At 65.8% G+C, this 17,574-nt stretch carries 20 protein-coding genes and 2 pseudogenes; 15 read left to right on the forward strand and 7 right to left on the reverse strand.

Annotated elements, in window-relative coordinates; genetic code table 11:
- Window positions 1–43 precede the first annotated feature (43 nt).
- Window positions 44–1,483, forward strand: coding sequence for a MocR-like pyridoxine biosynthesis transcription factor PdxR (pdxR, locus tag AC1D1G_RS12460; protein WP_477952323.1), 1,440 nt, complete (start codon window positions 44–46; stop codon window positions 1,481–1,483).
- An 81-nt stretch (window positions 1,484–1,564) separates the two neighbouring features.
- On the opposite strand, the gene AC1D1G_RS12465 is transcribed toward pdxR, so the two are convergent.
- Complete coding sequence (locus AC1D1G_RS12465) at window positions 1,565–2,104, reverse strand: LOG family protein (RefSeq protein WP_283352358.1); 540 nt, start codon at window positions 2,102–2,104, stop codon at window positions 1,565–1,567.
- 383 nt (window positions 2,105–2,487) lie between these two features.
- On the opposite strand from AC1D1G_RS12465, the gene AC1D1G_RS12470 reads away from it, so the two are divergent.
- Window positions 2,488–3,804 (forward strand): HNH endonuclease signature motif containing protein, encoded by a 1,317-nt coding sequence (locus tag AC1D1G_RS12470; RefSeq protein WP_283333267.1) that lies wholly within the window; start codon window positions 2,488–2,490, stop codon window positions 3,802–3,804.
- A gap of 493 nt (window positions 3,805–4,297) precedes the next feature.
- Here the strand turns inward: AC1D1G_RS12470 and AC1D1G_RS12475 are convergent, their stop codons facing one another.
- Window positions 4,298–4,747, reverse strand: coding sequence for a hypothetical protein (locus AC1D1G_RS12475; protein ID WP_280779375.1), 450 nt, complete (start codon window positions 4,745–4,747; stop codon window positions 4,298–4,300).
- Between the two features lie 234 nt (window positions 4,748–4,981).
- On the opposite strand from AC1D1G_RS12475, the gene AC1D1G_RS12480 reads away from it, so the two are divergent.
- From AC1D1G_RS12480 to AC1D1G_RS12510, 7 genes and pseudogenes are all read left to right on the forward strand, one after another.
- Complete coding sequence (locus tag AC1D1G_RS12480) at window positions 4,982–7,120, forward strand: catalase (RefSeq protein ID WP_283333266.1); 2,139 nt, start codon at window positions 4,982–4,984, stop codon at window positions 7,118–7,120.
- A 305-nt stretch (window positions 7,121–7,425) separates the two neighbouring features.
- A complete protein-coding gene (locus tag AC1D1G_RS12485) occupies window positions 7,426–7,629 on the forward strand; it encodes a hypothetical protein (protein ID WP_283333265.1) in 204 nt (67 codons plus the stop codon).
- Window positions 7,630–7,717: 88 nt separating this feature from the next.
- Window positions 7,718–7,969, forward strand: coding sequence for a hypothetical protein (locus AC1D1G_RS12490; protein WP_283333264.1), 252 nt, complete (start codon window positions 7,718–7,720; stop codon window positions 7,967–7,969).
- Window positions 7,970–7,983: 14 nt separating this feature from the next.
- Window positions 7,984–8,229 carry a hypothetical protein gene (locus tag AC1D1G_RS12495; RefSeq protein WP_283333263.1) on the forward strand — a complete coding sequence of 82 codons (246 nt, stop codon included), beginning with the start codon at window positions 7,984–7,986 and terminating at the stop codon, window positions 8,227–8,229.
- A 3-nt stretch (window positions 8,230–8,232) separates the two neighbouring features.
- Window positions 8,233–9,014: pseudogene (locus AC1D1G_RS12500) on the forward strand (ferritin-like domain-containing protein).
- 66 nt (window positions 9,015–9,080) lie between these two features.
- Window positions 9,081–9,638: a CsbD family protein gene (locus AC1D1G_RS12505; protein ID WP_477952324.1), complete on the forward strand. Its 558-nt coding sequence runs from the start codon at window positions 9,081–9,083 to the stop codon at window positions 9,636–9,638.
- Window positions 9,639–9,667: 29 nt separating this feature from the next.
- Window positions 9,668–10,351, forward strand: a complete 684-nt coding sequence (locus tag AC1D1G_RS12510) for an IF2 family translation initiation factor (RefSeq protein ID WP_477952325.1) — start codon at window positions 9,668–9,670, stop codon at window positions 10,349–10,351.
- Between the two features lie 21 nt (window positions 10,352–10,372).
- On the opposite strand, the gene AC1D1G_RS12515 is transcribed toward AC1D1G_RS12510, so the two are convergent.
- Complete coding sequence (locus tag AC1D1G_RS12515; protein ID WP_477952327.1) at window positions 10,373–10,696, reverse strand: MerR family transcriptional regulator; 324 nt, start codon at window positions 10,694–10,696, stop codon at window positions 10,373–10,375.
- Between AC1D1G_RS12515 and AC1D1G_RS12520 the strand changes: the two genes are divergently transcribed.
- Window positions 10,684–11,001, forward strand: a complete 318-nt coding sequence (locus tag AC1D1G_RS12520) for a hypothetical protein (protein ID WP_477952328.1) — start codon at window positions 10,684–10,686, stop codon at window positions 10,999–11,001. The genes AC1D1G_RS12515 and AC1D1G_RS12520 overlap by 13 nt on opposite strands.
- A 437-nt stretch (window positions 11,002–11,438) precedes the next feature.
- Here AC1D1G_RS12520 and AC1D1G_RS12525 read toward each other — a convergent pair whose 3' ends face one another.
- The gene (locus AC1D1G_RS12525) at window positions 11,439–11,939 is read right to left on the reverse strand and encodes a hemerythrin domain-containing protein (protein WP_477952329.1); all 501 of its coding nucleotides are present in this window, start codon (window positions 11,937–11,939) and stop codon (window positions 11,439–11,441) included.
- A gap of 265 nt (window positions 11,940–12,204) precedes the next feature.
- Between AC1D1G_RS12525 and AC1D1G_RS12530 the strand changes: the two genes are divergently transcribed.
- Both AC1D1G_RS12530 and AC1D1G_RS12535 read left to right on the forward strand, forming a co-directional pair.
- A complete protein-coding gene (locus AC1D1G_RS12530) occupies window positions 12,205–12,603 on the forward strand; it encodes a DUF4383 domain-containing protein (RefSeq protein ID WP_477952330.1) in 399 nt (132 codons plus the stop codon).
- Window positions 12,604–13,000: 397 nt separating this feature from the next.
- Entirely contained in the window at window positions 13,001–13,681 is a 681-nt protein-coding gene (locus tag AC1D1G_RS12535) for a GAF and ANTAR domain-containing protein (protein ID WP_477952332.1), read from the forward strand.
- A gap of 45 nt (window positions 13,682–13,726) precedes the next feature.
- Here the strand turns inward: AC1D1G_RS12535 and AC1D1G_RS12540 are convergent, their stop codons facing one another.
- Entirely contained in the window at window positions 13,727–14,935 is a 1,209-nt protein-coding gene (locus AC1D1G_RS12540) for a fatty acid desaturase family protein (RefSeq protein ID WP_477952333.1), read from the reverse strand.
- Between the two features lie 176 nt (window positions 14,936–15,111).
- Here AC1D1G_RS12540 and AC1D1G_RS12545 point away from each other — a divergent pair, with 176 nt between their 5' ends.
- Both AC1D1G_RS12545 and AC1D1G_RS12550 read left to right on the forward strand, forming a co-directional pair.
- Complete coding sequence (locus AC1D1G_RS12545; RefSeq protein WP_477952335.1) at window positions 15,112–15,462, forward strand: YtxH domain-containing protein; 351 nt, start codon at window positions 15,112–15,114, stop codon at window positions 15,460–15,462.
- A gap of 106 nt (window positions 15,463–15,568) precedes the next feature.
- Window positions 15,569–16,252 carry a PAS and ANTAR domain-containing protein gene (locus AC1D1G_RS12550; RefSeq protein WP_477952337.1) on the forward strand — a complete coding sequence of 228 codons (684 nt, stop codon included), beginning with the start codon at window positions 15,569–15,571 and terminating at the stop codon, window positions 16,250–16,252.
- A 48-nt stretch (window positions 16,253–16,300) separates the two neighbouring features.
- Here the strand turns inward: AC1D1G_RS12550 and AC1D1G_RS12555 are convergent, their stop codons facing one another.
- Entirely contained in the window at window positions 16,301–16,792 is a 492-nt protein-coding gene (locus AC1D1G_RS12555; protein WP_280779391.1) for a hypothetical protein, read from the reverse strand.
- A 60-nt stretch (window positions 16,793–16,852) separates the two neighbouring features.
- Window positions 16,853–17,218, reverse strand: coding sequence for an HNH endonuclease (locus AC1D1G_RS12560; RefSeq protein WP_280779392.1), 366 nt, complete (start codon window positions 17,216–17,218; stop codon window positions 16,853–16,855).
- Between the two features lie 92 nt (window positions 17,219–17,310).
- Here AC1D1G_RS12560 and AC1D1G_RS12565 point away from each other — a divergent pair.
- Window positions 17,311–17,514, forward strand: a pseudogene (locus AC1D1G_RS12565) (winged helix-turn-helix domain-containing protein); the annotation flags it as partial.
- Window positions 17,515–17,574: the final 60 nt, after the last annotated feature.

Raw genomic sequence — 17,574 nt, forward strand, 5'->3', positions numbered from 1 at the left:
GCAACGCTACGTCCCGAGTGGCGCTAGAGTATGGTCCATTTCTATGCCAGATATTCATACCAATTCTGGGGGCGTGCCACCTTCTGGGTTCGGTGCCGACCTGCTGGTGGAACTGAACGGACCCAAGCTGCGCGCCGGTCTCACGGACGCATTGCGAGAGGCCGTGCGCACGGGGCGGCTGGCGCCTGGCACCCGGCTGCCGGCGTCCCGCTCGCTCGCCGCCGATCTCGGTATCTCACGCAATACCGTGACCGAGTCCTACGCCGAATTGGTGGCCGAGGGCTGGCTCAGCGCGCAGCAGGGTTCCGGGACATGGGTGGCCAGGCGGGCCGTGGCGCGCACGGCCGCGCCTGCAGCTGCCCGTGCGAGGCCGACTCAGCGCCGTCCCACGTACGGACTGCTGCCGGGTTCACCGGACCTCACGGACTTTCCGCGCATGCAGTGGCTCTCCGCGGCCCGTCGCGCCCTGACCGCGGCGCCGCACGAAGCGTTCGGCTACGGCGATGCCCTCGGCCGGGTCGAGCTGCGTACCGCCCTGGCGGACTATCTGGCGCGGGCCCGTGGGGTGTACGCCGAGCGGGAGCGGGTCGTCATCTGTTCCGGTTTCCATCATGGTCTGACGTTGATGGCGCAGGCACTCAGGGCGCGGCGGGTGCAGGCGGTGGCAGTCGAGTCGTACGGCCTCGACCTCTATCGGGACCTGCTGACCGGCGCAGGACTGCGTACCCCGCCCCTCTATGTCGACGAATATGGCGCCCGTACAGACGAGTTGGCACGATTGCGCGGAGTAGGTGCGGTTTTGATGACTCCGGCGCATCAGTATCCGACGGGGGTCGCGCTGAGCCCGGACCGGCGCTCGGCGGCTGTCAACTGGGCGCGTGCCACCGGCGGCCTGATCTTGGAGGACGACTACGACGGGGAGTTCCGATACGACCGTCAGCCGGTGGGTGCTCTGCAGGGCCTCGACCGCGAGCGGGTGGTGTATTTCGGTTCGGTGAGCAAGTCGCTGGCGCCGGGGTTGCGGCTCGGCTGGATGGTGCTACCAGAGGAACTCGTCCCGGATATCGTGACGGCCAAGGCGCACGGCGACTACATGTCGAGTGCGCTGGAGCAGCTGACACTTGCGGAGTTCATCGCATCGGGCGCGTACGACCGTCATGTGCGCTCGATGCGGCTGCGCTACCGGCGCCGCCGTGACCAACTGGTCGCGGCCCTGGCGCAGAGGGCGCCCGGCATCCGCGTGACCGGCATGGCCGCAGGGCTGCAAGCGGTCCTCGAACTCCCGCGCGGGACCGAGCGCACGGTCGTGGAGGCGGCGGCCCGGCAAGGACTGGCGGTCAGCGGAATCGCTCAGTTCTGCTACGAAGTGGCGGACGCCGGGTGGCAGTTGCCCGAGCGGGACGCGTTGGTGGTCAACTACGCGGCTCCCTCGGACAGTGCGTGGGCAGGCGCGCTGGACGCATTGTGCAGGGTGATGCCCTAGGCAGGGCGGTGCCGTAGCCCGATGCTGCTGACAGTCGGTTCGCACCGGAGGCGCCAATGTGTTCAGTGCGGGATGATTCCATCACCGGCTCCTGACGGAATCCTCCAGGTGGCCCAGTGCGTCGGCACCCTCGTTGGCGAGGTAGACCAGCTCCATGAGGGGTAGCGGCAGGAACCCTTCGTCCTCCATCCGTCGGAGCTGAAGTATCACCCCGTCATAGAAGCCGACCGTGTTCAGCAGGGCCACCGGCTTGTCGAGCAGTCCGTGTTTCCTCAACTCCAGGATTTCAGTCGCCTCGTCCAGCGTGCCCAGGCCGCCGACCATCACCACCACCGCATCCGATCTGGCGAGCAGCAGCGCCTTGCGTTCGGCGAGATCCTTGGCGATCACCATCTCGTCGGCGTCCTTTCTGGCAAAAGCCCGGAGAAACTCGACCGAGATCCCGACGAGCCGCCCTCCGGTCTCCTGTACTCCGTCGGCGACAACCTTCATCAGCCCGGTATCGGATCCGCCCCATACCAGGGTATGGCCGCCGTTTCCGATGAGTTCTGCGAACTCGCGAGCCGGTCGGGTATAGCGCTCGTCGAGGTCGGCGGAGGAGAGGAAGACACAAATGTTCATGGTTGAACTATAGGACTCTGATTAGAGGACTGCGATGTGCGATGCTGAACGCTTAAGGGGGACAACAGCAAACGGGGCCTTATGGTGGAGGCCCGGCGCACCTTCGCGGTCGAGCATGTGCGTGTGATCAGCCACTGGTCATCCCGATCAGGCCGGTGAAGCCCGGCCATCGGCAGCCGTCTCCGGAAGTTGATGTGGTCCGGCAAGGGCCTTGCTGATCGCGCTGGAACGCCGGAACCCGCGGTCCTTCGGCATCCCGCGTTCGCGTGCGTGCGTTTTCGCGGGGGCTGGGGTCGCGGTCGCCTACGTGTGGTGCTGACCAGGCCTGATGCCGATGGCGGGAGGCCATTGACTCGAAAGTGTGTTCGAACTAGAATTCGAGGATGGGGCTCGGGGGAGATATCCAGGGGGCGTTGTCGGACGAGATTCTGGCGACCGCGGTCGGTGATGCGTGGCGTCTGGCCGAGGCGGAGTTGCTCGAATCGGTCGTTCGTATCTCGGAAGAGATTCAGCGGCTTGAAGCCTTGCGCGTCAAGCTCGTCGGTGCCGTCGACCATCGCTGCAAGGTTGATGTGCTGGGGTTTCCGAACGCCAAGATGTGGCTGGCCTCCAAGACGTTGCTCGAGGTAGGTGCTGCGGGGCGAATCGTGCTGTTGGGCCGAGGGTTGCGTCTCCAACCGGAGATCGCGGACGAGTACTTCGATACGAACATTTCGGCGGAGCATGCTGCGCTGATCATGAAGTTCTGCGAACGGCCACCCAAGGGCATGCCACTCGAAGCGTTGGATGACTGCCGAAATGCTTTGCTGTTCGCGGCAACCGGTCCCACCGCGAACACGGATGCGGTGCGCGCCGTGATCGCCAGGCTGGAACGCGCCTTCGAGTCCGACGATCCGCCGCCCAGTGAAGACACCGACCTCAACGAGTTCCACGCCTCCAAGACACTCAACGGCCGTGTCGCCGTCAAAGGCGACCTGGATGCCGTGACCGGCGAGATGCTGCTCTCGGCGCTCTCCGGACTGTCCAAGCCACGGCCCGCGCAGGACGGAACCAAGGACCCCCGCACGCCCGGACAGCGGCGGGCCGATGGGTTCACCGAACTCCTGCGCCGCTATCTTGACTCCGGGATCGCCGGCGAAGAAGGCGGCGAACGGCCACACGTCTCGCTCCACGTGAACGTCAAAGATCTCGCCGACCGCACCGACTGCAGTGCACGAGCACAGCAGGATGCTGCTTCGTCCGACGACTCGCTCTTCGCCGTCGATGGGGTGGCGTGGACGGAGTGGATGGGGCCGCTGAGTCTCAGGGCGGCCCGGCTCCTCAGCTGCGATTCGATTTACACGCCGATCGTTCTCGACGAGAACAGGGCGCCACTCGATCTCGGTATTTCCACCCGGACCGTCACGAAGAGGCAGCGAAAAGCGTTGGTGGCGAGGGATCGAGGATGTGCGTTCCCCGGGTGTGGTGCGCCGCCGTCCTGGTGCGAAGGTCACCACATCGTCCACTGGTCCGCAGGCGGGCCGTCCGACATGGGAAACCTGGTGCTGCTCTGCGGTTTCCACCACCGCTTGCTGCATCACAGTGACTGGGAGATAGAGATGGGAGCGGATCGGCACCCCACGTTCATTCCACCGCGGCAGGTCGACTGGGAACGGAAGCCGCTGCCGGCGCACAACCGGGCCCGGCCCCGAGCCTCCTGACCGCGCGGCACAGTACATCACCGACTCGGCGACAGGACAATTCCTGTCGCCGAGCCGGCATGCCGCCGTGGCGGGTATGCCAGCCACCCGTGGGATCCTGAATCGGTGGCGGCTGCAACAGCCAGCACCGGCGCGATCGGACCTCAGAAAACCGCCATACGGCCCGAGGGCGCTTCCACTGCGGTTGTGTCCGCCCCGGCACGCGGGAATGGCACCTCAGAAATAAAACAAACCAATTGGCCCGTTTTCTGGTAACGTCTGGGCCGTCATGGTGGTCACATGACGACGCGGACGTCTCAGGCACACGAGTCGGTTCACGCGAGGGGTGGAGTGCAGGTGTCGCCCGAGCTGCTGGTTGGGCGGCACCTGCACCCGACGTCGCCGGCGTCGAGACGAATCGTCCGAAGCGCAGTGGTGCTTCGGAACTCAGTGGTGCTTCGGAACTCAGTGGTGCTTCGGAACTGATATCACACAGCTATTTTCATAGCAACAGTCACTTCTTGTCTTCGGCCTTGCCGACGCCTCCTTGATGCGCGGGTCCCACTCCGGAGTCGCTGCCCTCGGTCTCGGCGGCGTGTGCGGCGGGTGTCTCCTCGGCCGGCGAGGCGACGGCACCGCGGGGAGTCTCCCCGGGCTTCGGTGACTGCGTTCCGCCGGAGTCCACGTGGTCGTCGTGCTCCGGGCGTCCTTCTTTCGTACTGGTCGTCCGGCCGTCGTAGGGCGGTGTCGCCGGCTCGGCGTCGCCTGGGGGCAGCGAGCCACCGGCGGGCGCCGGGTTCGTGCCCGACTCCGCGGAGGAGGTGACTTCCTCCTGGTCCAGAGATCCTGGCTTACGGTCCGTCTGGCCTGCTCCGGCCTGGTCCGGGCCTGCGTCTCGTGAGCCCTTGGGGCCACGCTCCGACTGTGGTTCCTCGTGCAACTGCGTGCCTGGTTCGGTACCCATGATCACTCCTTTCCGACGCAGCAGAACGCCGGATTCTTACTTCGTTGGTGATTGATATCTGTTGTAGCTATGCCCTGGGACGCGAATGCGAAACCGCGTCTTCCGATTGGGGCACGATGCGGCGCAGTGCCCGCCCTGATTCGTTTTGCGAACGTTTGGGCACTCCGAGAAGAACGGCCCGTACAGCCACGATGCGGCGCCGATCCCACGGATTTTTCAGCGAGGAGCTACGCCGTGCCCAAGAAGAACCCGCGCATTCCCGGAACTCCCGGTTCCGGTACCCCGACGCTCGCCGAGCCCACGGAACCCACCGAGCCGTTGCCCCCCAAGCCCGATCAGCGGGCTCCCGCGCTCGGCACCGCGACCGGGCTGCCCGTCGAGGGGCCGGACACGGCCCGCGGCCAGCAGGGTGAGCACCTCACCACGGCGCAGGGGGCGCGGCTGTACGACACCGATCACTCGCTGAAAGCGGGAACCCGGGGACCGACCCTGCTCCAGGACCACCATCTGCGTGAGAAGATCACGCACTTCGATCACGAGCGGATCCCGGAGCGCGTGGTGCACGCACGGGGGGCGGCCGCCCACGGCGTCTTCCGCGGATATGGTTCCGCCGACCCGATCAGCAAGGCGGCGTTCCTCGGCAAGGACGTCGAGACGCCGGTCTTCGTCCGGTTCTCCACCGTCCTCGGCTCCCGGGGGTCGGCCGACGCCGTCCGCGACACCCGGGGGTTCGCGACCAAGTTCTACACCAGCGAAGGCACTTTCGACTTGGTGGGAAACAACATCCCGGTCTTCTTCATTCAGGACGGCATCAAGTTTCCCGACGTCATTCACGCCGCCAAGCCGCACCCCGATCGCGAGATTCCGCAGGCGCAGAGCGCGCACGACACGTTCTGGGACTTCGTGTCCCTGCACACCGAGGCCACCGCGCACACGTTGTGGAACATGTCCGATCGCGGTATCCCGCGGTCGTACCGGATGATGGAAGGTTTCGGCGTCAACACCTTTCGGATGGTGAACGCGGCGGGCGAGAGTTCACTCGTGAAGTTCCATTGGAAACCGAAACTCGGTGTGCACTCACTGGTGTGGGAAGAAGCGCAGATCGTCAACGGCATGGACCCCGACTACCACCGCCGCGACCTCGCCGACGCGATCGAGTCCGGCGCGTACCCGGAATGGGAGCTGGGCATCCAGGCGTTCCCGGACACCCCGGACCAGACGTTCGAGGGCATCGACCTGCTCGACCCGACCAAGATGGTGCCCGAGGAACTGGCCCCCGTGCAGCCGATCGGGCTGATGACGCTCGACGCGAATCCGACGAACTTCTTCGCCGAGACCGAGCAGGTGGCGTTCCATCCCGGGCACCTCGTTCCCGGCATCGACGTCACCGACGACCCGTTACTGCAGGCGCGGCTGTTCTCCTACCTCGACACCCAGATCAGCCGGCTCGGTGGGCCCAACTTCGGTCAGATACCGATCAATCGGCCCCAGGCCGAGGTCAACGACATGCTGCGCGACGGCATGCACCAGACGGGCGTCCACCCGGGTGTCGCGCCGTATCGGCCGAATTCCCTCGACGCCGGTTGCCCGTTCCTGGCTGGAGCGGACACGGCGTTCGTCGAGGTGCCGGTGCCGATGCCGGAGTCGACGAAACTACGCGCCGCCCCCGCGAGCTTCGACGACCACTTCTCGCAGGCCCGACTGTTCTACGCCAGCCTCAGCCCGGTCGAGCAGGCGCACGTCGCGGAGGCTTACACGTTCGAGCTGGGCAAGTGCTACGAGCAGGTGATCAAGGAGCGCGCACTCGGTGTCGTCGCGAACATCGACCCCGGTCTGTGTGAGCAGGTGGCCGCGGGTCTCGGCCTCCCGGCGCCCGCGCCGACCGTCGCCTACGACGTGGCCCCCACGCCCAGTCCCGCGCTGTCGCAGGTCGGAGCCGAGTGGCCGCTGGACGGCCGGATCATCGGCATCGTCGCCGACGACGAGTCGGACCTGTCCGAGGTGGCCGACGCGGTCGAAATGATCGGCAAGAACGGCATGGTGCCGCTCGTCATCGGACCGCACGGTGGCAAATTGGGGTCCGGTAAGGGCGCCGTCCCGGTGTCCCGGACGTTCCTCACCATGCGGTCGGTGGAGTTCGACGCCATTCTCGTCGCGGCGCCGGCATCGGACCCGCGGGTACAGGTGTTGCTGACGGAAGCGTTTCGCCACTGCAAGGCGATCGGGGGATGGGCCGCCGGCCGCGGCCTCCTCGAAGCGGCCGGAATCCCGGCAGAGGCCCCGGGCATCGTGATCGCCGACGACGCGTCCGCGCTGTTCGACGGCCTCACGGCGCTGATGAAGTCCCACCGGGTCTGGGAGCGTCAGGTGTGACGTGACCGGATGAAGTGAATGGTCTGGACGAGGGTCTCGACGCCGCCGGTGGTGGTGTCGGGACCCTCGTCGAGCTGTGTTGCGTACCGGCATAGTCGGCGAATACGAAAGCGAGGCAGCGTAACCGGTGAAATTCGCCGTCGGTGCCTACGCTGTAGAATTGCACTGAAGTTACTAATGGGTATACTTGCGGTGTATGGGTTCGCTCCAGCAGAGGGTCGCGCTCACCAACGTCCACCTCATTCGAGGAGACGTACGTGGTGACCCGAATCTGCAATGCCGGGCACCCCATTGAAAGGTCGTCCATGACCTCCACCAACCCCGTCGCCCGCACCGCAACCGGAACCGCAGCCCACGGCCCACGCGCCGATCGCGATCCACGCCGCAGCACCGAGACGAAGGCCGCGTTCAAGACCACCGAATTCTTCGGCTACATCGCCAGCCGGGGCAACGTGAAGACCGGTAGCCGCGAGCACTACACGGACACCGATCGGAATACCGGCGTCTAACCCTTCCTCGCCACGTCGTTGTCGATCGAATCCGTGACACCTCTCTCGAACGAGATGTGTTCGCGCCCCAGACAGTTGGATCGAAATCGTGCCAGAATTGTTCTCACCCTTGTTCGTTGACGGTGCAGCGCCGTCGCAAATCCACACCGCTCCCCCCGTCCACGCCGTGCACCCGTCCCTGGTCGAACTACCCACCGTCCGGCGTGTCCTCGACCTCGCGGCGCTCACCATGTTGTCGGTGGCCGCGGCCGCCACGACATCCTTCTCAATTGCGACCCTCGGTCTGCTCACCGTGATCGGCGCCCGGGTTGCGCTGCGCCGCAGCTTGACTGCACGATAAGAAAGGTTCTCCCTATGTGGATTCTCGTCAGCCGTCTGCTACGCCGATGGAAGATGATCGTTCTCGCTCTTCCCCTCGTGGCCACCGTACTGTCCCGACTCGGTAACCACCTCGAACGCCGCGCTGGTAAACCGACCACCACATCACGCGGGCTGCTCGGAATCTCGCGGTTCGCTCGTCGCAGGGCCGGCGCCGATGACGCCCGCAAGCGTCCGGCCGGCGTACACCGCACACCCGACCTCACTCGACCTCAGGAATAATGCATGACCGACAACACCGCCACAGTGATCAACCAGCTGCGAGTCGTACTGGATCTGACGCACACGGAAATTCAGGTCGCGGAGACCAGGATCGGGCAAGCCCGAACAGAGCCGTCCGCCGGGAGCTGTCGCAGAATGCCGGCAATGCGCGTGAGCGCGCCGGTGCGGTGGAGGAAGCAGTCCGTTCCCTGGGTGGACTTCCCGATGTCGTGGGCCCGTTCCTCGGTCGCGCGACTGCGATGGTGAAGGCGATGGCCGAGCAGGCCCAGCCGTTCGACGGTGCTGGCGGAGGGCGCCCTCGGTGGCCCGGCGGCATTGCGACGCACCCCGATGCAGGCCGCGACCGGGTCCCGGCAACATGGTCGGCGCGCGGACTCGATCGCGCCATCGACACCGTCCGGGCAACCCCGAACCGGATCGGTGCGCTTCTCAGCCGGGGCGCCCACGCCGGTGACGTGGCCACGAAGACGCTCGTCGCCAGTCGCGACGCGGCACTCGAGTCGGCCGAAGAGGTGACCCGCCGAGAAGGCGCGTCCGGCGTCGCGAACGCCATCCGCAATGCCCGAACCGTCAACGGTTCACTCGTCGACGAAGAGCTCCCGATATCCGACTACACGGAACTCAATGTTTCCGGCGCCGTGGCCGCGGTGAAGGAACTCACTGCACCCGCCGAAATCCGCATCATCGTCGCCCACGAAGAGGTGAACAAGAACCGCCACGGGGTGGTATCGGCAGCGCAGACCCGCCTCGCCGCCATCGCGCAGGAAGTCGTCGGCATCAACTGATCTGGCGCCACCGCCCCACGCGGGTGGCGGTTCCGTCGCCCGCCCGAATACCAGGAGAACATTCCCATGAACGAGCAGAACACGTCCGGACAAGCGCGCAAGGGTCTCCTCGACTCGGTCAAGGGCAAGGTGAAGGAAGTGGCCGGGGCAGTGACCGGCAACGACTCGCTGGCCACCGAGGGACAGCTGCAACAGGCCCAGGCGCAGCAACGTAAAGAGGCGAACAGTGCAGAGGCCGTCGCACGGGCGGAAACCTCGCAGGCCGCAGAGGAACTCGGACAGGTGCGTCGCGAGAGTGCCGAGGAACGCGCTGCGATCGGCGCCGAGACGGCAGCCGCCGAGGAAGCTGCCCGGAACCGGCAGCACGCAGAGCACAGGGCCGCGGAGCAGCAACAGCACCGCCTGGTTGCGCAGGAGCAGTCCCGCGCGGCGGCCGACGCCCGCGACGAAGCGGCCCGCGCGGAAACTGTCGAACGAGCGAAGATGGCCGCCGCCGCCGAAGAAGCCGTCGACGCCACCGACGAACACCGGCGCGCCGTCCGTGAAGCGAACGCCGCCCGCGACGAGGCAGAACGAGTTCGGCGCGCCGCCGAGGGCCTCACTGGCGACGCCGGCCTGTCCTGATCCACACCCCACGAATCATCGGAGATTCCATGAACATCCTCACCGTCCCCATCACGATCTTGCGGTTGCAGTACACGATCCTGCGGATTCCTCTGCAACTCGTCGAAGACCAGCTGATGTCCCGGCTGGCAACCGAATCACCGGCCCGGCTGATGTACGAACGCACCCTCGGCGTGCTCGACGGCGCCGTCGGCAGTGCGCTCGGCGACCGTGACACCGAGCGGCGCGGCGACGCACTCACCGAGCGCAGCGACGCACTGGCGCGGGCAGCGGAACTCGACCAGGAAGCGGCACGCACCGAGGCCGAGGCCGACACCGCACTGGAAATCAAGCGTAAGCAGGTTCACGACGACCAGGCGGCGGCGCGCGAGGCGAAGCAGCGCGACATCGAGCAGGCACACCGACGTGAGGACGAGCGCAAACAAGCCGCCGAACGAGACGCCGAGCAGCGCAAGCAGGTCGCGAAGAAGAACGCCGATCAACTTGCCGCCCAACGCACCCAGGCTGCAGAGGCCGAGCACCGCGCCGAGCAGGCCACACTCCGGGAGGCGGAGAAAGCGGCGGCAGCGCCGGCCAAGGCCCAGCTGAAGGACGCCGCGAACAAACAGGACGAGGCAGCGGACAAACGCGCTCGCGCCGACCGCGTCGAGAAACTGGCCGAAGCGGAAAAGTCCAAGCGCCGCAACGAGACGGTAGCCAACGGGCAACGCTGACCGAAGAGCCTGATTGGGTGCTCAGGCCGGCCCGCCGCGAGTCTCGTCCGTTCTGAGTCGAGCGTTGTCGCTCTCGAGCCGGCTATTGGCCTCGACGAGCCGAGCGTTGTCGCTCGCGAGTTCCATATTGAGGTGCTCGAGGTCGAGGACGCGAGCGATGCCCGTCAGGTTGACCCCGTCCGCAATCAGCTCGGCGATGCGCCGCGAGCGTAGGAGGTCGTCGTCGCTGTAGCGGCGGGTTCCGCCGCTGGTGCGCGCCGGGTTGATCAGGCCGTGCTGCTCGTAGAAACGTAGCGCCTGGCCGATCCGACATACCGCGGAGGGAAAACACGATGGTGTACGCACAAATCAGCCCCTCGACCGTGGAACCGGAACTGCCACAGGCCGAGGACGAATGGGATGACCTCGAGTGTCTGATGCTGGCCGCCGAGGTGGACCTGATCTTCGCCGACGCGCTCGCCCCCGTCCACACGGACACGGCACCGGCTGTGACCACCGCCGCCGACGGCGAGAACACCAGGACCCCACTGCGCGCGGTGGCGCCCACCACGCGACGCCGGGTTCCGAACCCGGAAGTATCTGTCACCCAACGCTCGCCACCGCAGGGGGACAATCGACGGCCACCGRTGTGGAAGGTAGGTGATGAATAGCGCATGAATACCTCCGAGGTGCAGCACCCACCTCTCTGTCTGCGATGTCCATCCGTGTGCCCCCGGCGTTCGAGGTGAAAGCAATTGCGATGACACGGATTACTCTCGCTCGCCGCGGGGTACTTCGATACTCACGTCCTCGTCGTGTCCGGACGCGACGACGGCCAGGCTCCCCGGTTAAGCCCATAGCCGGCGGGGCCGCCCAAAGCGAGAGGGCGGCAACAAGCCCGGCGCAGAGCGCGATTGGAGGCAACGCTGACCGGCGGGGTCTCCGGGGACGGTTCGCCGCGTCCGTGGCGACTTCCCCCGCGTCGGTGAGGGACTGCCTCCCCGCAACGCGGCGGCCGCCTGAAATGGTGCGCGGACGAACACGGTCCTCGCCGCACCGACAGCGTGTCCGGTCCGGTTCACCGTGCCGGCCCTCCACGCGATCGCCGCTACTTGATCACCGCGTCGACCGTCTTCTTCAGGGCCGACGGCTGGGCGGGAGACCTGGGTGCCTTGTCCCTCAGCTCCAGCATCCGCGCCCCCATCTCCCGGAGTTGTTTACGCCCCAGCTCTTCTCGCACCTCCGGGAACCACTCCTGCTCTTCTTCTTCGATGTGGTGCTCGACGCTCTCGATCAGCACGGTGGTCTTCGCGTCGAACCTCTCGTCGTCGGGTTTCATGGCTGCCAGCTCGACGACCAGCACGTCCGCGACGTGGTGCTCTTCGTAGGATTCGAGGATGTCGTCCTCGAGGTCGGGGGCGAGATCGCGCACCTCCGGGTACATGCCCTCGTTCTCGATGTAGGTGTGCACCGTGAGGGCTTCGATGATGTCGTCGACAATGCGACCTTTTTCGACGCGGGCGTTGGGCCCGGCACCGCGGAAGTCGCGGAACAGTTTCCGGATCTCCTTGTGGTCGTTCTTCAGGAGCACGATCGCATCAGTGGACATGGATACCTCACAGTTGGTCGGGACGCGCACGTCGTCCATCGCAACTGATCGCGGGCACGGTGACGTCGTCCCTACGTTGTACCCAACCGCGTCGTTCGCTAACACGGCCCGCTGTTCCCGTGACTGTTTCACGGTGAGATGCAGGGGTACCACTCGGGAACAGACATTCGAGTTCCTACCCTCCGAGAAAGGCACTCCCATGACTTGACCGGCTGCGTCACCAACGACGCGCTCACCACTCCAACTCGCCGCCCTGATCGTCGGTGTGGTCTTTCTCCTGGTCGGAGTCCTCGGCTTCATCCCGGGTGTCACCACCAACTACGACATGCTCACCTTCGCCGGCCACCACTCCGAAGCCAAGCTGCTGGGCGTGTTCGAGGTCTCGATCCTGCACAACATCGTGCACCTGTTGTTCGGTGTCGCCGGTATCGCGATGTCCCGCCGAGCGGACACCGCCAAACTGTTCCTCATCGGTGGCGGAGTCATCTACCTCGTCCTGTGGATCTACGGCCTGCTCATCGACCAGAACAGTGGCGCGAACTTCGTGCCCGTCAACAGTGCCGACAACTGGCTGCACTGCGTACTCGGTGTCGCCATGGTTGCGCTCGGGTTCCTGCTCTCCCGTAACACCGCGGCGACCGCGTCCCGAGCCGGGGTGCTGTGAGCACCGGACCGTCCTCCGGATGACCAGACGCCTCGGCCCGGGGTGCGCCGACGGAGCCCGAGTCGGTGATTACCGTTCTCGGTGAAGGGCATTCGGCTTCGATGTGCAGCGAGCATGTGCAGCGAGCACGGACTGAGGGTCCTGGAGTATTCCCCACATCCAGCTCGCTCGACGAGGGAGGGGCGAGCAGAACGGGTGCCACGGCGTCACTCGCACCGATGCTGCTTCATTCCGACCACCGCGAAAAAGGGCGTGCCGCTCCCTTCGCCGAAACAGCGCCGCACTCCCTGCCAACGGAAAGAACCTGCATTTCCGGTTCGGCACAGGAGCCGGGGTGCCTATGGTGGTGTGGGTGGCTTCCTGCAGCCATCCTTTTCGATCGAACCGAGGAGCGGTAATGAGCGATTCCGGCGCCGGCGACCTCAGTCGCACCATGGCTGAGCTGGCTCGCAGTCTCTCCGGTCCACGCACCCTCGACGAACGCCTGCGCGCAGTCACCGCCGCAGTGGTCGAGCTGATGCCGCACGAGACATGCGCGGGTATTCTGCTCATATCCGGCGGCAAGAAATTCGAGACCGTTGCGCCGACATCCGAGCTGCTCCGAAAGCTCGACCACGCTCAGCAGCAACTCGGGCAGGGACCGTGTGTGGCGGCGGCGCTCAACAACCTCGTGGTGCGAAGCGACGACCTTCGCTCGGAACCGCGATGGCCGCAGTTCGCTGCCGCCGCCGTCGATGTGGGAATTCTCAGTTCGATGTCTTTTCAGTTGTATACCTCCGCAGGAAAGATGGGGGCACTCAACCTCTTTGCATTCACTCCGAATGCGTTCGGTCCCAACGAGGAGGTAGCGGGCGAGGTTCTGGCCGCCCACGCCGCGCTGGCGCTCACCGCTGTACGCACCGAAGAGCAGCTGCGGTCGGCGGTCGCCTCACGTGACGTCATCGGGCAGGCGAAGGGCATGCTGATGGAGCGATTCGACATCGACGCGATCCGTGCGTTCGAGCTGCTCAGCAGACTCTCCCAGGAAACCAACACCCGGTTGAGTGTTATCGCGCAGCGGATTGCCGAGCGCAGATGAGAGTGCCGGCCACGAACCGGCACTTGGCCCATCCTCCAGCGATCCTCAGACTCCCGCCCGAGCGCGAAGCGCTGACAGCAGCCCACGGCGCTTGCCCGTGACCGGATCGATCTGTGGGCGCGGGTCGGTGAACTTGTGTTCCGATGCGGTTTCAGGCGCGTCGTCGGCGGTCGCTGTGAGGAACTTGTTCGGCAGCGCCAGCTTGGCGATGGTCCGCCACGACTCGAAGTACTGCGTCGACATCGAACCCGTGGTGTAGGGCAGGTCGTACTTCTGGGCCAGCGCCTGCACCCGCACGGAAATCTCACGCAGGCGGTTGCTCGGCAGGTCCGGAAACAGGTGGTGCTCGATCTGGTAGCAGAGGTTGCCACTCATGAACTCCATGACCGGGCCGGCCTCGAAGTTCGCGCTACCCAGCATCTGCCGCAGGTACCACTGACCGCGCGTCTCGCTCTCGAGGTCCTTCGTAGTGAACTTCTCGGCGCCGTCGGGGAAATGACCGCAGAAGATCACGGCGTTCGTCCACACGTTGCGGATCATGTTCGCCGTCAGGTTCGCGGTGAAGGTCGTCAGGAACGCCGGACCGGTGAGCGCCGGGTAGACGACGTAGTCTTTGCGCACCTGGCGGCCGACCTTCTCGAGCACCTCGCGGAACCGGCGGTCGAGCTCGTCGCGGTCGAAATCGCCCGTGGCCACCTTGCCGAGCTCGAGGTGCTGGAGGGCAACGCCGTACTCGAAGAACAACTGCAGCAACAGATTGTAGACCGGGTTGCCGACGCTCAACGGCGTCCACTGCTGATCGCGAGTGACCCGCAGCATGCCGTAGCCCACGTCGTCATCCATCCCCAGCACATTGGTGTACTTGTGGTGAACGTAGTTGTGGGTCTGCTTCCAATGCTCCGACAGGCCGACGATGTCCCACTCCCAGAACGACGAGTGGATCTCCGGATCGTTCATCCAATCCCACTGACCATGCAACACGTTGTGACCGAGTTCCATGTTCTCGATGATCTTGGCGGTGCCGAGCATCGCGGTGCCCGCGAGCCATGCCGGCGGAAACAGGCTCGCGAACAGCATTGCGCGCCCACCGATTTCGAGCGACCGCTGCAGTCGGATCGCGTTTCTGATGTACCGGGCATCACTCTCCCCGCGCGAGGCTTCGATGTCTCGCCGGATCGCGTCGAACTCGATCCCGAGCGCTTCTACATCGGCCTCGCTCAGGTGGGTGTACATCTTGACATCCGAAATCGCCATGACCTAACGCTACGGCAAGTTACGCCACCGTAGGTTACGTGCAGATGAGATGTGGGTGAGTTCGGAGGTCGTCGCCGGCGCGGTTTGGGTTCGGCAGTTGAGGGCAAGCTGTGCAGGAGGGCGTTCGGACGATGATTCGGCCGACCGCTCGTGCCCCACAACAATCAGGAGATGTCATGCAGAAAGCGTTGATCTTCGCAGCTGGCGCGGCCGCGGGGTTCGTCCTGGGCACTCGGTCCGGCCGGCAGACCTACGAGAAGATGAGGCATCAGTCCGTCGAACTCTGGCACAACCYCACCGTGCAGGAGAAGGTGRGCGRSGCSACGGAGRCCSTRAARGACAWGGCSCCGMAGGTGCAGCASAAGGYCGGCGMACTGGCGAAGAAGGCCACCCACCGTGGCACCGACACGAACACCCCCGCGAATGGAGTGTCACTAGGGGAAGCTGCGGGCCGCACTCCGATGACCACGGAACCGGCAACCGTCACGTCGCCGACGGAGGGCAAACACACCCAGGGCCCGAACTGAGCGAGTAGGCAGTAGTGCGGGCAGCTGATTTCTGCGCATTCGGATGTCAGTTCTCGGCATACTGTGACAGTGGTGTCGAGGCGAGGGTGGTCGAGCACGGCCGGCTGTGGGTGTCGTCGTGGACAGTCATGAGCTCCTCGGCTCGAACGCTCCCCCACAGGGCGGAAGTTTCCGGTTCTACCTCGACGGCGAGCGCTGGGAATGGTCCGATCCCGTCGCTCGGATGCACGGCTACCACCCGGGCGAGATCACCCCCACCACCGAACTGATGCTCTCCCACAAGCATCCGGACGATCATGCGCAGGTCGCCGCACTCTTCGACAGGATGATCCACGCGGGTGAGCCGTTCAGCAGCAAGCACCGCATCATCGACACCGACCGCCGCATCCACCACGTCATCGTGGTCGGCGATCAGCTGCTCGACGAGAAGGGCCAGGTCATCGGCACCTCGGGTTACTACATCGACGTCACCGAAACGTTGGAGACCGACCTCCGCGAGTTCAACGCGGCGCTCACCGAGGCCGTCGCCGAACTCGAACAATCGCGGGCGGTGATCGAGCAGGCCAAGGGTGCACTCATGCTCGTCTACGGCATCTCCTCCGAGCGTGCCTTCGGCATCCTCACCTGGCGCTCACAGGAGAGCAACACCAAACTTCACACCCTCGCCCAGCGCTTCGTCGACGCCCTCGCCGCCGAGGCGACCCTCCCCGAATCGTTTCGCGCCCGGTTCGACCACCTACTCCTGACCGCACACGAGCACTCCGACACCCAGCCGGGGGCACCGGGCTGACTGGCGGCCGACATCCCGCAGGAACCGCTCCCGACCAGGTGTCCCTACCTATGTGGTGGTGACGTCCGGTGGGTCGGGAAGGTCGACCTCGAGAACGAAGTCGAGCCAGATGAGTGCGTCGGCCAGGGTTTCCGCGCGCATGGTGAGGTCGAATTGCTGTTCGGCGGCGGTGAGCGACCGCTGCACCTCTTCGTGATCCTCGGCGAGGAAGGCCGACACCGTCCGCAGCACCCACCGCGCCGATGCCGGAAGGGCATCGACGTCGACGTACCCGCCGTCCGTGAAGCGCAGGTCGAGGATGAACCTCTCTCCCGGGCCTGCGGCGCCCAGGCGCGCGATCACCACTCCGACGATGGAATCGACAACCCAGGCGAGCAGATCGCCGTAGAGCGACCGCTCTCCGACGGGGTGCGGTTCGGCGGACACTCGGGATATCTCGCACGAGAACCGGGCGGCGTCGCGGTCTCCGACCAGTTTCATCAGGCGACCACCGAGAGCAGCGGCCGTCGAGCCGGCGGGGCGGCCTGCGTTCGATCCCATACTGGAGAGTGCCCGGCCCCGGGCGCAGCCACACAGGCCGCCATCACTGTCTCGCGCACATCACCGGCCGCTCCGGCAGCGCCGCAGTTGGCCGGACAGGTACCGCTTGGCGCGGCGATGCCCACCCACGTGGTCGAGTTCGACGTCCAACGCGTTCAGGAGGGTCGCGAGCAGGCTTGCCTGCGGGGCCCAACCGTGTCGGCTTCGGCATTGCGCGAGCCAGTCGACCGGACCGGTGTGGCCGCGGTCCGCATTGCAGCGCGGGCAGGCGGCGGCCTCGTTGGCTGCGATGCTGGGCCCGCCCTTCAGTCGTGGCACGAGGTGTTCGGTGGTCGGGGGAATCAACGGTCCGAAACGACGACCGCACCACAGGCATCGTCCGCCCTGCCGGTCGACGGCGAGGGCGAGTCTGGCGGTGCGGTCCACCCGTCGATCGTGACCGATCCGCCCGCCGATGGCCAGTGCTCCGCCGGCCCACGGGCCGAGACCAGTTTCGCTACCTCTCCTCCTCCACCGAACTTCTCGACTTCCTGATGGTCACTGCGGTTCCGGAACAAATCAGCGGCGACCTCGCGGGGGTCCTTGCCGACGCGACCCGCGGGCAGGCGCTGCTCGAGGAGGTCGAAGAGCGGGATCTTTTCCTGCGCAGCCTCGACGACGACCGCGACTGGTTCCGTTATCACCATCTGTTCGCCGAGTTTCTCCGCCGCCGACTCGAGCGCGCCAGCCGCGATCAGCACACGAACAACCGAAATCGACGAAGATTCCCAGATCCGGCTGCT

Source organism: Rhodococcus sp. P3_B8 (assembly GCF_056402775.1).